The organism is Kribbella sp. NPDC043289 (assembly GCF_056436705.1).
Genome location: NZ_JBWKCB010000007.1, coordinates 1 through 13075, shown reverse-complemented (window position 1 = coordinate 13075; position 13075 = coordinate 1). Strand labels below are relative to the sequence as shown.

Annotated in this window: 14 protein-coding genes; 10 read left to right on the top strand and 4 right to left on the bottom strand. The window is 69.4% G+C overall.

Going from position 1 to position 13075, the window contains the following annotated elements; genetic code table 11:
* Positions 1–317: 317 nt before the first annotated feature.
* Both AC0662_RS33120 and AC0662_RS33115 read right to left on the bottom strand, forming a co-directional pair.
* Positions 318–578: an antitoxin gene (locus AC0662_RS33120; protein WP_452204852.1), complete on the bottom strand. Its 261-nt coding sequence runs from the start codon at positions 576–578 to the stop codon at positions 318–320.
* 121 nt (positions 579–699) lie between these two features.
* The gene (locus AC0662_RS33115) at positions 700–954 is read right to left on the bottom strand and encodes a hypothetical protein (RefSeq protein ID WP_452204854.1); all 255 of its coding nucleotides are present in this window, start codon (positions 952–954) and stop codon (positions 700–702) included.
* A gap of 122 nt (positions 955–1076) precedes the next feature.
* Here AC0662_RS33115 and miaA point away from each other — a divergent pair, with 122 nt between their 5' ends.
* From miaA to ggt, 4 genes are all read left to right on the top strand, one after another.
* Positions 1077–2054, top strand: a complete 978-nt coding sequence (gene miaA, locus AC0662_RS33110; protein ID WP_452204856.1) for a tRNA (adenosine(37)-N6)-dimethylallyltransferase MiaA — start codon at positions 1077–1079, stop codon at positions 2052–2054.
* Entirely contained in the window at positions 2041–2544 is a 504-nt protein-coding gene (locus AC0662_RS33105; RefSeq protein ID WP_452204858.1) for a SigE family RNA polymerase sigma factor, read from the top strand. The genes miaA and AC0662_RS33105 overlap by 14 nt, the downstream gene beginning before the upstream one ends.
* Before the next feature lie 8 nt (positions 2545–2552).
* Positions 2553–3242: a hypothetical protein gene (locus AC0662_RS33100; RefSeq protein WP_478305598.1), complete on the top strand. Its 690-nt coding sequence runs from the start codon at positions 2553–2555 to the stop codon at positions 3240–3242.
* An 82-nt stretch (positions 3243–3324) separates the two neighbouring features.
* Entirely contained in the window at positions 3325–5139 is a 1815-nt protein-coding gene (gene ggt / locus AC0662_RS33095; RefSeq protein WP_478305596.1) for a gamma-glutamyltransferase, read from the top strand.
* On the opposite strand, the gene AC0662_RS33090 is transcribed toward ggt, so the two are convergent.
* Entirely contained in the window at positions 5131–6222 is a 1092-nt protein-coding gene (locus AC0662_RS33090; protein WP_452204863.1) for a M20/M25/M40 family metallo-hydrolase, read from the bottom strand. The genes ggt and AC0662_RS33090 overlap by 9 nt on opposite strands.
* A 68-nt stretch (positions 6223–6290) precedes the next feature.
* On the opposite strand from AC0662_RS33090, the gene AC0662_RS33085 reads away from it, so the two are divergent.
* Genes AC0662_RS33085 through AC0662_RS33070 form a run of 4 tightly spaced genes read left to right on the top strand, consistent with a single transcriptional unit; the run spans position 6291 to position 10259 of the window.
* The gene (locus AC0662_RS33085) at positions 6291–6959 is read left to right on the top strand and encodes a GNAT family N-acetyltransferase (RefSeq protein ID WP_478305594.1); all 669 of its coding nucleotides are present in this window, start codon (positions 6291–6293) and stop codon (positions 6957–6959) included.
* On the top strand, positions 6952–7596 hold the full coding sequence (locus AC0662_RS33080; RefSeq protein ID WP_478305592.1) for a MurR/RpiR family transcriptional regulator: 645 nt from the start codon (positions 6952–6954) through the stop codon (positions 7594–7596). Before AC0662_RS33085 ends, AC0662_RS33080 begins: the two co-directional genes overlap by 8 nt.
* Complete coding sequence (gene menC, locus AC0662_RS33075) at positions 7586–8716, top strand: o-succinylbenzoate synthase (RefSeq protein ID WP_478305590.1); 1131 nt, start codon at positions 7586–7588, stop codon at positions 8714–8716. The genes AC0662_RS33080 and menC overlap by 11 nt, the downstream gene beginning before the upstream one ends.
* A 4-nt stretch (positions 8717–8720) precedes the next feature.
* Positions 8721–10259: an N-acyl-D-amino-acid deacylase family protein gene (locus AC0662_RS33070; RefSeq protein WP_478305588.1), complete on the top strand. Its 1539-nt coding sequence runs from the start codon at positions 8721–8723 to the stop codon at positions 10257–10259.
* Here the strand turns inward: AC0662_RS33070 and AC0662_RS33065 are convergent.
* Positions 10249–10518, bottom strand: a complete 270-nt coding sequence (locus tag AC0662_RS33065; RefSeq protein ID WP_452204871.1) for a hypothetical protein — start codon at positions 10516–10518, stop codon at positions 10249–10251. The genes AC0662_RS33070 and AC0662_RS33065 overlap by 11 nt on opposite strands.
* 23 nt (positions 10519–10541) lie before the next feature.
* On the opposite strand from AC0662_RS33065, the gene dapF reads away from it, so the two are divergent.
* Positions 10542–11384 carry a diaminopimelate epimerase gene (gene dapF / locus AC0662_RS33060; RefSeq protein ID WP_478305586.1) on the top strand — a complete coding sequence of 281 codons (843 nt, stop codon included), beginning with the start codon at positions 10542–10544 and terminating at the stop codon, positions 11382–11384.
* Between the two features lie 82 nt (positions 11385–11466).
* Positions 11467–12954 carry a GTPase HflX gene (hflX, locus tag AC0662_RS33055; RefSeq protein WP_478305584.1) on the top strand — a complete coding sequence of 496 codons (1488 nt, stop codon included), beginning with the start codon at positions 11467–11469 and terminating at the stop codon, positions 12952–12954.
* Positions 12955–13075 lie beyond the last annotated feature (121 nt).

Genomic DNA, 13075 nt, shown 5'->3' with positions numbered 1-13075 from the left:
CCTCGGAGGCTGTCCACGGTCCGCCGCGGCGCCGCGGGCGAGCCTCGCGCCGGCGCTTTTCGGAACTTGTTCCGCAGTAGGCGACGAAGATGCTCCGGGAACCGCGACGGCGCGCGCCGGTGGTCGAGTCGTGGGTTGTGGTGGGCGAGACGGGACCCGGCGTCACGACTCGGCGGATGGGGTAGGCGCCTCGGTGCACGACTCGGTGGATCGGACCCGGCGGCTGTCCACAGTCCGCTGAGACGCCGCAGGCGAGCCTGGTGCCGGCATGGCGAAGGGCCCGCAAGCGGGTGCTTGCGGGCCCTTCGGGGACTTGATCAGGCGGACTGGTTCGGCGCGTCCGGGATGTCGTCGTTCTGGCCGTCCAGGTTGTCCAACCCTTCCTTGGCCTTGTCGACGCCGGCGTCGATCTTGTCGCCGTACTTGCCGCCTGTCTTCTCGTCGACGAAGTCGCCGGCCTTGTCCAGGCCCTCGCCGACCTTGTCGCCGTGACCGTCGACCAGGTCGGTGGCCTTGTCCTTCAGGTTCTCGGCCGTGTCCTTGAACTTGTCGAAGATGCCCATCTCGGGGGCTCCCATTCCTGCGTAGTTAAATGCTTACAGACAGCTAGCGGTGATCTTCGCATCTGCAACGCCGGAACTGTGGGATCTCCACGAGCGCCGTGCCCAACCGGTACCGGTCAGGCGCCCGGGGCAACGATCAGGCGCCGTCCTTCGGCTCCGACTCGACGTCGCCGCCGCTGTCGGTCGAGCCGCCGCCGGACTCGACGTCGCCACCGGACTCCACATCGCCGCCGGACTCGACGTCCCCACCGCTGAACTCGACGTCACCGCCGCTCTTCTTCAGCTCGACGTCGCCGCCGCTGCGCTTGGCAGCCGCCACGTCGTCGGCCTTTTCCCCCAGGCCGAGCGCGTCCTTCGCCGCGTCCGACTCTTCCTCGAACGGATTCGTCACTTGGGTTCCTCCCGTAGATATGGTGCGAACTCCAAGGTTCCTACCGAACTTTTCGGGTCATCCACAAGGCTGGTACAGACCTCTTGGCGAACTCTTGGGAAGCGAGCTGCCAGACTGGAGCGATGCCTGCTCCACTCGTCGCCGCGGTTGTCGGCCCCACCGCGGCCGGGAAGTCCGACCTGGCCGTCGCCCTCTCGCAGCGTCTGGGGGGCGAGGTGGTGAACGCCGACGCCATGCAGGTGTACCGCGGGATGGACATCGGTACGGCGAAGATCAGTGCGGCCGAGCGCTCCGGCGTACCCCATCATCTGCTCGACATCCTCGACGTCACCGAGACCGCGACCGTCGCGGAGTTCCAGGAGCTGGCCCGGGCGGCGATCGACGACTGCATCGCCCGTCAGGTCGTACCGGTCCTGGCCGGCGGTTCGGCGTTGTACGTCCGCGCGATCCTCGACGACTTCGTCTTCCCGGGCACCGATCCCGAGGTCCGGGCGCGTCTCGAGGCCGAGCTCGAAGCGAAGGGCTCCGGCGCCCTGCACGCCGAGCTGGCCGCGATCGACCCGAAGGCCGCCGAGCAGATCCTGCCGAGCAACGGCCGCCGGATCGTCCGTGCGCTCGAGGTCGTCGAGATCACCGGCGGCCCGTACGTCGCGACGCTGCCGGAACACCGCTACGTCTACCCGGGCGCGATCCAGCTCGGTCTCGACGTCCCGCGGCCGGTGCTGGACGAGCGGATCGACCGCCGGGTGGACCGGATGTTCGACGCCGGATTCGTCGCCGAGGTGCGAGGTCTGCTGAACAAGGGTTTGATTGAAGGCAGGACGGCCAACCGCGCACTCGGGTACTCACAGGTGATCGCGTTGCTCAACGGTGAGATCGACGAAACGGCGGCCCGGGAGCGGACCGCACAAGCCACGCGCCGGTTCGCGCGCCGGCAGGACTCGTGGTTCCGTAAGGACCAACGGATCACTTGGCTGCCCTACGACGACCCCGATCTGGTGGAGAAGGCACTTCAGGTGATAGCCGAGGGCAACCGCGCGGGCGCCGGCGGCGTAGGTGGGGTAGAAGAAGGCCTGGGGGCCGTCGATGCGAGGGGGTGACCGTGAGGCCGAGTTCCGTGAGTACCTGCTCGCGGACCGCACAAGGCTGATGAGGACGGCCTTGCTGCTCACCGCCGGTGATCTGCATACCGCCGAAGATCTGGTCCAGACCGCCTGCACCAGGGTGTACGTGCACTGGCACCGGATCAAGCACGAGGGCGCCGGGCCGTACGCGCACCGCATCCTGGTCAACGCCTTCCTCGACGAGCGCCGCCGGGCCGGCCGCCACCCCGAGGTGGTGACCGCCGAGACGCTCGAGCCGAGGCTGGCCGACGAACCGGACCAGGCCGACACGCTCGCGGTCCGGGACGCGTTGCTGGATCTCGCGCCACGGCAGCGGGCGGTGCTGGTACTGCGGTACTTCCAGGATCTCGATGTCGCGACCTGCGCCCGGATCCTGGAGTGCACCGAAGGCACCGTGAAGAGCCAGACCGCCAAGGCGCTGAAGCGCCTGAAAGAACTGATGACGGAAGAGACGGGGAGTAGCTGAGACCGCCGATGGACGACGTCAAGAGGTTGTTGGAGGGGTTCGCGGACCGTGCCGCCGATGGGCTGCCGGACGCGGACATCGACGCGGACGTCACCCGCGGACAGCGCGCGCTGCGTCGGATCAAGCGCCGGCGGCGGGCCACCGGCGTGCTCTGTGTCGCGGCCGTGTCCGCACTGGCGCTTGCGGTCGGCAACCAGGTGAAGTGGTGGGGTAACACCGCGGAGGTCGCGGGCGGTACGGCCGAGCCGCGGACCGCCGCGGCGCCGGCCACCCCGCAGACGGCCGCACCGGCCAAGCCGAAGAGTTCCCAGACGATGTCGATGTTCGGTGCTTCCGTCGCCGAGCTGGTCGCGAACAAGCAGCCGTGGAGCACGATCGATTGCGGTCTCGCGCCGAAGGGCTGGTCGCCGGAGTCGCCGATCGCGGCCAACCACGTCGTACTGTCCCAGCCGGAGATGCGGACGACGGATGTCGCGGCCAAGATCGTCCTGCAAGCGGCCCCGCAGGCGCGGGCGCTGTCGGGTGTGCACGTCACCCAGTCGAGCGGCAAGACCTTCCATCTCGGCACTCTCGACGGTCGGCGGACTGGCCAGGTGAAGCTCGCGAACCAATGGCTGCTCGTCGAGTTGCCGACCGGCACGGTCGAGTGGCCCGACGACGTACTGCGCCGGTTCCTCGACTCCTGCGCGGTCAGTTAGGCGCGCCAGAAGTAGCGCGCGGCCGCCACGTGAGATAGGCAAGGGCTTGTCCCTGTCCCGCCGACCTCGTGTGGGGTAATTCGTGAAGAAGCTGGTCGCATCCCTGTCCGCAGGTGCCCTCGTCCTGTCCGGTCTGAGCAGTCTGAACAGTTCGGCCCTGGCCGCTCCACCCACCCCGACGCCGCGGCAACCGACCGCAATCGGGTACGGCGGTGCGGTGTCCTCGGTCGATCCCGACGCGACGAACATCGGTCTCGACGTCCTGCGTCGTGGTGGTAACGCGGTTGACGCCGCGGTCGCCACCGCCGCGGCCCTCGGTGTCACCGAGCCGTACTCGGCCGGCATCGGCGGCGGTGGTTACTTCGTGTACTACAACGCCAAGCAGCACAAGGTGTTCACGATCGACGGCCGCGAGACCGCGCCCGCGACGATGCCCTCGGACGCGTTCATGAACAAGTCCACCGGTCAGCCGTATCCCTTCGCGCAACTGGTGACGTCGGGCGTGTCGATCGGCGTACCGGGATCGCTCGCGACCTGGGACAGCGCCCTGAAGCAGTGGGGTTCGGTGCCGCTCGGCAAGGCGCTGCAGCCGGCCGCGGACCTGGCCGAGCGTGGATTCGTGGTGGACCCGACGTTCCGCCTGCAGACGTTGGAGAACAAGGACCGCTTCGCGCAGGTCGTGCCGACCGCCAAGCTGTTCCTCCCGAACGGCGACGCGCCGCAGGTCGGTTCGCTGTTCAAGAACCCCGAGCTCGCCGCGACGTACAAGCTGATCGGTCAGCAGGGTCCGTCGGTGTTCTACAACGGCCCGCTCTCCGGTGAGATGGCCGCCGTCGCGCAGAACCCGCCGAAGACTGCGAACGCCACGCTGCCGTTCTTCCCCGGTTACCTGCACGCGAGCGACCTCGCGGCGTACAAGGCGATCGATCGCACGCCGACGAAGGTCCGGTACGACGGCCTTGACGTCTACGGCATGCCCCCGTCGTCATCCGGCGGAATCACCGTCGGCGAGGCGCTGAACATCCTGCAGCCGCAACACCTGCGGCAGCAGTCGACCACGCAGGCCTTGCACACGTACCTCGAGGCATCGGCGCTCGCCTTCGCGGACCGTGGCGCGTACATCGGTGACTCGGCGTACGTCGACGTACCGCAGAAGGAGCTGCTCTCGCCCGGGTTCGGTGCGGAGCGTTCGTGCCTGATCGACCCGCAGAAGGCGGCGACCAAGCCGGTGGCCGCGGGTTCGCCGGACGGTAAGTACTCGCACTGCGGCAAGGGCAGCGCGGTCGAGCAGCGACCCGACACCGAGGGCCGGTCGACGACGCACCTGGTCGCGGCCGACAAGTGGGGCAACGTGGTCTCGTACACGCTGACCATCGAGCAGACCGGCGGCAGCGGGATCACCGTTCCGGGGCGCGGGTTCCTGCTGAACAACGAGCTCACCGACTTCTCCGCCGTACCCGACGCGAAGGACCCGAACAGCGTCCAGGCGGGGAAGCGGCCGCGGTCGTCGATGTCGCCGACGATCGTGCTGCGAGGCGGCAAGCCGTACATCGCGATCGGTTCGCCGGGTGGCTCGACGATCATCACGACCGTCCTGCAGACACTGACGAACCGGCTCGACCGTGGCATGACGCTGCCGCAAGCGATCGCGGCGCCGCGGGCGTCGCAGCGCAACACCGCGTCGGTGACCGCGGAGCAGTCGTTCATCGACAAGTACGGCGCGGCGCTGGCGCCGTACGGTCACACGTTCACGCCGGCTGGTGCGCCGGGGAGCTCGGCCGCGGAGATCGGTGCGGTCGCGGCGCTGGAGTTCCTGCCCGGCGGTGGGATTCTCGCCGCCGCGGAGCCGTCGCGACGTGGTGGGGGAGCAGCTGGAACGGCCTGGCCGTCAAAGTGAGGTGACGATCGCGGCGACCAGGGCGACCCGTTCGCTCAGGCTCGCCGCGATCACCTGCTCGTGGACGGCGTGGGCGCCCTTGCCGACAGGCCCCAGGCCGTCCAACGTGGGGACGCCCAACCATCCGGTCAGATTGGTGTCGGCCGCGCCGGACGCGGCCGCGCCACCGACCTCCTGCCCGACGGACCGCCCGGCCGCGGCCACCTTCGCCAGCAGTTCGTCGATCGCCGACGACGGCTGCCACGCCGGCCGGTTCGACATCACCCGTACCTGCAGCTGAGCGTCCCGCACCGGCTGCAAGGCAGCCACCGCCGCCAGCACAGCCTCTTCGGTCGATGGATCGACAAAGCGGAACCCGATGTCGGCCGCCGCAGCCCCCGCTACGACGTTGGTCCGCCCGCCACCCGTGATGGTGCCGACGTTGCACAGCACGTCGTCGTGCTCCGCGACGATCTTTCGCACGGCGATCAGCTGATCGACGAGCTCGTCGATCGCCGAGACACCGCTTTCCGGATCGAGCGCCGCGTGCGCCTCACGGCCGCTGACCTCGATGCGGACCCGGGTGCTGCCCCAGCGCGAGGTCTTGAGGTCGCCGTTCGGGTGCGGCGGTTCGAGCCCGAACGCGGCGTACACGCCCTTGGACTCTTCCGTCACGAGGGCGCGGGCCGAAGGTGAGCCGACCTCCTCGTCCGCCACGACGATGACGCGGACGGGGCGGTGGTCCTGGTCGGCGATCTGCTCGAGAGCGGTCTCGAGGACGACGAGGCCGCCTTTCATGTCGAAGACGCCGGGCCCGTGGATGATGCCGTCCGCCTCGCGCCACGGCATCGCGTCCTGCAGTTGGCCGATCGGCCAGACGGTGTCGTGGTGCGCGAGGAACAGCAGCGGAGCGTCCTCGGTGCGCGCGCCGCGACCGGGGAAGTCCGCCACCAGATGGTCGCCGGTTGGGTGCTGGTCGCGACGGACGGTCGCGCCGAGCTCGGCGTACCGCGTGGCGAGCCGGTCGGCGAACGCGTTCAGGACGGCTGCGTCGCCGGTCGGGGTCTCCGCGCCGACGTACTCCCGGAGTCGCTGAATGATCATAGATAGTCAACGTATCATCATCTGAGCACCGATTGACTAGGGTGAGATGTGCGGGATTTACTCAGGATATGAATCGTATCTCTGAGGTGAGCTTCCGCGCGGTCTCGCTCACCACGGCGTCGCGGTTCGCCGAGGCCTCGGCGTTGTACCGCGCGGTCTTCGGCTACCTCGACCCGGCGTACGGGCTGAACCCGCGGCTGCTCGGCGCGCTGGCGAGCAACGGCGGATCGGTGGTCGGCATCCTCGACGAGAGCGACCGGCTGGTGGCGTTCGCGTACGGCTTCTGTGGCACGGATCGGCGCGGCTTCTACCACTACTCGCAGTCGGCCGTGGTGGCCGCCGACCACCAGGGCCACGGCCTCGGCCGGATGCTCAAGCACGCTCAGCGCGAAGTTGCCCTCAGCCACGGTATGTCGCGGATGCGCTGGACCTACGACCCGATGCAGATCCGCAACGCGCACTTCAACCTGGACGTCCTGGGCGCCCGCGGTCGCTGGTTCGCCCCGGACATGTACGGTCCCGGCACCGACCGCGTCGTCGTGGAGTGGGACCTGAGCCAGGAGCAGCCCGCCGCGCTCGACGAGTCCGAGCTGACCCAGCTCGTCCTGCCGGACGACCCTGCCGAGCTTCGCCGCGCGTTCGAGGAGCTGCTCGGCAGGGGACTGGCCGCCGTCTCGTGCCGCCGGCTGCCGGACGGCACGGGCGCCTACTATTTCGGGCCGGCCGACGATGCCTGACGACCCTCGCAACCGTGAGCTCGCCAGTCCCCAGGAGCGGTACGACGCCCGTCTGCAGCGCCGCTCGTCGACGCTCCTGCAGCGCCGGGTGGTCGAGCAGGAACGCGCCTCGATCGACGAGGCGCTGGACGAGATCCTGGCCGACGAGTCGATCGCGCAGGCCGCGGCCCGGATCGTCGCGGCCCGCCGGCGCTTCATCATCGGCTCGGCGAAGTCGTACTCGTACGCGTCCCTGCTGGCCTTCGACCTCGGGGTCGGACTGTCCCAGGTCACGCTGGTCGACGGCACCGTCGTCCGCGGCGTCGACGTGCTGTCCGACGTCCGGTCCAACGACCTGATGGTCGCGTTCTCCTTCCGCCGGTACCGGCGCGACACCGTCGACATCGCCCGCCGCTTCGTCGACGCCGGTGGCGAACTGGTCGCGGTGACGGACTTCGAGGACGCGCCGCTCGCGAAGATCGCCGACCAGTCCATCTACGTCGCCACCGGAAGCGCGTCGTACGTCGACTCGCCGACCGTCGTCGCATCGGTCCTGCATGTGCTCGCGACGCTGACCACGGCCAGTGCGAAGGGCGCCCGGCGGAGGCTGATGGAACGGGACCGGCTGAACACGGAGCTGGGGTTGTATGTCAACTGACCTGAAGGTGGTCGCGGCGCGGCTGCACCGGGTGCGGATGCCGCTGGTGCACGCGTTCCGGACGAGTTCGCACCGCAAGACGTTCCTCGACCACGTCCTGGTCGAGCTGACCGACGCCTCGGGCGCGACCGGCTGGGGCGAGATCGCGTCGTCCTCCGATCCGTACTACGCACCCGAGACGGTCGAGACCTGCTGGCACATCGCAGAGCGGTACCTGCTGCCGGCCGTCCTCGATGCGACCTGGGAGCACCCGGAGCAGGTCAGTGCCCGATGGGCCAAGGTGCGCGGCAACCAGTTCGCCAAGGCCGGTGTCGACATGGCGGTTTGGGTGCTTTGGGCAACAGTTCGCGAGCGGTCGCTCGCGGCGGCCCTCGGCGGCACCCGGTCGGAAGTGGTGGCGGGGGTCTCGCTCGGCATCGAGCCGACGATCGACGACCTGCTGGCGGAGGTCGAGCGACAGGTCGCAGCGGGGTATCCACGGGTCAAGCTCAAGATCGCTCCCGGCTGGGACGTCGAACCGGTCCGGGCCGTGCGAACGGCGTACCCGGATCTCGATCTGCATGTCGACGCCAACGGGATCTACACCGCGGCGGACCTGGCGCAGCTGCGACGGCTCGACGAGTACGGGCTGACGATGATCGAGCAGCCGTTCGGCCCGCGTGATCTGCTCACGCACGCCGCACTGCAGCGCACGATCGGTACGCCGGTGTGCCTCGACGAGAGCATCGAGACGGTCGACGACCTGGAGACAGCGCTGGCGCTAGAAGCGCTGCAGGTCCTGAACATCAAGGTGTCGCGGATGGGCGGCCTGACCGCGGCCCGCGCGGCGCACGATCGGGCGCAGGACGCCGGGCTCGGGGTCTGGTGCGGCGGAATGCACGAGTTCGGCATCGGCCGGCTCGCGAACGTCGCGCTGTCCAGTCTCCCCGGGTTCACCCTCCCATCGGATGTGTCCGCCTCGGAGAAGTACTACGCCCGGGACATCGTCGAACCCCCGGTGGTCGCGGTCCAGGGCGTCGTACAGGTGCCCGGGGCAACCGGTCTCGGGCATACCGTGGATCGGGCGCTGATCGCCCAGAACACGGTCGACGAGCTGACCCTCGGACCAGAACAGGAGTGATTCCATGCGGGTGGCAGTGACCGGCGGCCTGGTCGTCGACGGGACCGGCGCCGATCCGAGCCCCGCGACCGTGCTGGTCGAGGACGACCGCATCACCGCGCTGCTGCCACCCGGTGAGGTGCCGTCCGGAGCCGAGATCATTGATGCCACGGGCAACATTGTCGCACCGGGGTTCGTCGATCTGCACTCGCACGCGGATTTCAGTCTGGACACGAGTCCGGCCGCCGAGTCGCAGCTCGCCCAGGGCGTCACCACGCTGGTCGCGGGCAACTGCGGCTGGTCGCCGTTCCCGGTCACCGACCTCGACACCCTCCGCGCCGGTACGGCGTTCCTCGGGTCGGAGCACGCCTGGTCGTGGACCGATCTCGCCGGCTTCGCTGCAACGTTGGAACCCGCGGTGAACCTGGCGCTCCAGGTCGGCCACTGCACGCTGCGGATCGCCGCGATGGGTAGCGCCCAGCGGCCGCCGACGCCGGACGAACTCCGGCTGATGCAGGACCTGCTGCGAGCCGCCGCAGACCAGGGTGCGGCGGGTTTCTCCACCGGGCTCATCTACGCCCCGGGCGCCTACGCGTCGCCGGAGGAGGTCGCCGCGCTGGTCGCGACCGCCGCCGACTGCGGACTCCTCTACTCGACCCACATCCGCACCGAGGGCGCCGGCCTGTTGGACGCGCTGGACGAAGCGATCGGCGCGGCCCGGGCCGGTGGTGCGCGGCTCGAGGTCTCGCATCTGAAAGCCGTTGGTCAGGCCAACCACGGCCTCGTCCACGCGGCGCTCGACCGGCTGGATCGCGCCGCCGACGTCGACCTCGGCTGGGACGCCTACCCCTACACCGCCACCAGTACGACGCTCACCACGAGACTCCCGACCTGGGCGCTGGCCGGCGGCACGCTCCTCGACCGCCTCGCCGACCCGGTCGAGCGTTCACGGATCGCCGACGCGCTCCGCGCGGACGGTCTGCTCTCGCCGGATTCGGTCGTGATCGCATCGCTGCCGCCCGGCCGCTACGAGGACAGCCGCGGCCTCAGCCTCGCCGACATCGCCCGGAACGACGATGTGGACGCCGCCGAAATCGTGCTCCGCATCCTCGAATCGCACGAAGCCGCCGTCAGCGTCGTAAACCACGCCATGGACGAGGACGCCGTCACCACGGTGCTCGAACACCCGAAGACGGCGATCGCGAGCGACGGCTGGATCATGGACGCCACCGGCCCCGGCCACCCGCACCCGCGGAACTTCGGCACCTTCCCGCGCGTCCTCGGCCACTACGCCCGCGACCGCGCCGTGCTCACCCTCCCCGAAGCGATCCGCCGGATGACGGCCCTCCCCGCGTCCCGCCTCGGCTTCACCGACCGCGGCGTGATCACACCGGGCGCCATCGCCGACCTGGTCGTCCTGGACCCGGACGAGATCGTCGACAGGTCGACGTACGACGATCCCTGGCAGCTGTCCGTCGGTGTCACCCACGTCCTGGTGGCTGGTCAGACCGCGTGGGCCGACGGCGTTCCGACGGGGCGGCGGCCTGGGCGTGTCATCGCTTGAAGCGCTTCGGACCGCTCGGCAACGGGGGAGGAGCACTGGGAATCTCGGGAGTCTCGACGGTCGAGGTTTCGAGCCAGCCGTCGTACTCGGCGAGCAGCTGATCCACGGCGGTCCGGTCGGCGTCGCGCAGTACGACGATCCACGGATGGTCCTCGTCGTCGTCCTCCCCGTGGAAGCGTCCACGCCGTACCTCACCGCTCAGCCGGTCGGCGACGGCCTCGGCGTCCTCCTGCTCCCAGAAGTAGGCGATCAGCTCCATGCCGCACACCGTACGCTTTCCCCATGACTGCGTTTGCCTGGTTGAAGGGACATGGGACCGAGAACGACTTCGTGATCCTGCCCGACCCGGACGGTTCGGTGCACGGGGAGCTGGACGCGGACCTGGTGCGGTTCCTGTGCGACCGGCACGCGGGGCTCGGTGCCGACGGGGTGCTCCGGGTGATCCGGGGCGACCGGCAGACGTACGTCGACGACGGTGGCGACTGGTTCATGGACTACCGGAATGCGGACGGTTCGATCGCGGAAATGTGCGGGAACGGCGTCCGTGTCTTCGTGAAGTACCTCGCGGAGGCGGGACTCGTGGACGGCAAGCCGGTCCGCGTCGGCACCCGCGCCGGCATCAAGGAGGTCACCCGCAACGACGACGGCACCCTGACCGTCGACATGGGTGAACCGACGCTGCCCAGCCCGGCCGGGATCGTGGTGGAGGCCAACGGTCATCAGTGGCCCGTCCTGCACGTCGACATGGGCAATCCGCACGCGGTCGCGTTCGTCGACGACCTGCGTGAGCCGGGCAACCTGTGCGACCAGCCCAGCTGGTCACCCATCGAGGCCTTTCCGCACGGCGTGAACATCGAGTTCGTCGTACGCCGGGGTTCGCACGACGTCCAGATGCGGGTCCACGAGCGCGGCGCGGGGGAGACCCGCTCCTGCGGGACCGGCACCTGCGCTGTCGCCGTGGCTGCGGCGCGGCAGGCCCGGGACCAGCTCCCGGTCACGTACCGGGTCGGCGTACCCGGTGGTGAGGTGAGCGTGACGTGGCGGGCGGACAACCACCTGGAGCTGACCGGACCGGCCGTTCTGCACGCCCGCGGCGAGTTCGATCGGGCCTGGTTGCCGGCGTAGTGGGAATCACGATGCCGCGTGGGGCGTTGACGTCCTTAAACGGGTCGCCTGTACTGGAGGCCCGTGCCACCATGGAAGGTATATGACGACCCATTCACAGCAGTACGACGAGACCACCGACGTCGAACTTGACCTCCTTGAGGGCGAGGACTCAGGCGATTCGTTGACGGGTCACGTGACAGACGACCAAGAGCTGAGCACCGAGGGCCTCGAGCTCGAGGAACGCCAGGCTCTCCGCCGCGTCGTCGGCATGTCCACCGAGCTGACCGACATCAGCGAGGTCGAGTACCGCAAGCTGCTGCTCGAGCGGGTGCTGCTGGTCGGCGTCTGGACCGAAGGCAGCGCCGAGGACGCCGACAACTCGCTGGCCGAGCTGAAGCTGCTCGCCGAGACCGCCGGTTCCGAAGTACTGGACGGCGTGATCCAGCGGCGGAAGAAGCCCGACCCGGCGACCTTCATCGGTTCCGGCAAGGTGACCGACCTGCGCAACCTGGTCGCGGCCTCCGGTGCGGACACCGTGATCGCCGACGGCGAGCTGGCCCCCGCGCAGCTGCGCAACCTGGAGGACCGGCTCAAGGTCAAGGTGGTCGACCGGACCGCGCTGATCCTGGACATCTTCGCGCAGCATGCGAAGAGCAAGGAAGGCAAGGCGCAGGTCGAGCTGGCGCAGCTGCAGTACATGAAGCAGCGCCTGCGTGGTTGGGGTGGAAACCTGTCCCGCCAGGCCGGTGGCCGCGTCGGTGCGGCCGGTGGCGGTATCGGTGGTCGTGGTCCCGGTGAGACCAAGATCGAGACCGACCGGCGCCGGATCAACACCAAGATCTCCAAGCTCCGCCGCGAGCTGAAGGCGATGAAGAGCACCCGCGGCACGATGCGCCAGGAGCGCCGCCGGAACTCGGTGCCCTCGGTCGCGATCGCGGGGTACACCAACGCCGGCAAGTCCTCGCTGCTGAACCGGATCACCGGCGCCGGGGTGCTGGTCGAGGACGCGCTGTTCGCGACCCTGGACCCGACCACCCGGCGGACCACCACGGCGGACGGCCGCGTCTACACGCTGACCGACACCGTCGGGTTCGTCCGGCACCTGCCGCACGACATCGTCGAGGCGTTCCGCTCGACGCTGGAGGAGGTCGCGGACGCGGACCTGCTGCTGCACGTGGTCGACGGTTCGCACCCCGACCCGATGGCGCAGATCCAGGCGGTCCGCGAGGTGCTCGCCGAGATCGAGGCGAGCGACGTGCCGGAGATCATCGTGATCAACAAGGCCGACGCCGCCGACCCGCTCGCACTGGCCCCGATCCTGCACCGCGAACCGCACGCCATCGTGGTGTCGGCCCGCACCGGTGAAGGCATCGACAAGCTCCGCGAGCTGCTCGAAGGCGCACTGCCGAAGCCGCACGTCGCCCTCGAGGTGCTGCTGCCGTACGAGCGCGGCGACCTGGTCTCCCGGATCCACTCCGAAGGCGCGGTCGAGCAACTCGAACACACCGCCGAAGGCACCCTGGTGACGGCCCGAGTCCACCCCAACCTGGCCGGCGACCTCTCGCCGTACCAGGTGGCGACAGCCTGACCCGCACAAGAAACAGCCCCCGCCTTGGCGGGTTCATGCGGTCCTCGCAACACCTCGATTTGAGGAGTTGCGGGGACCGTGTCGTTTTCGGAGGAGTTGGCCGGCCTGTTGAGGTTGGTGG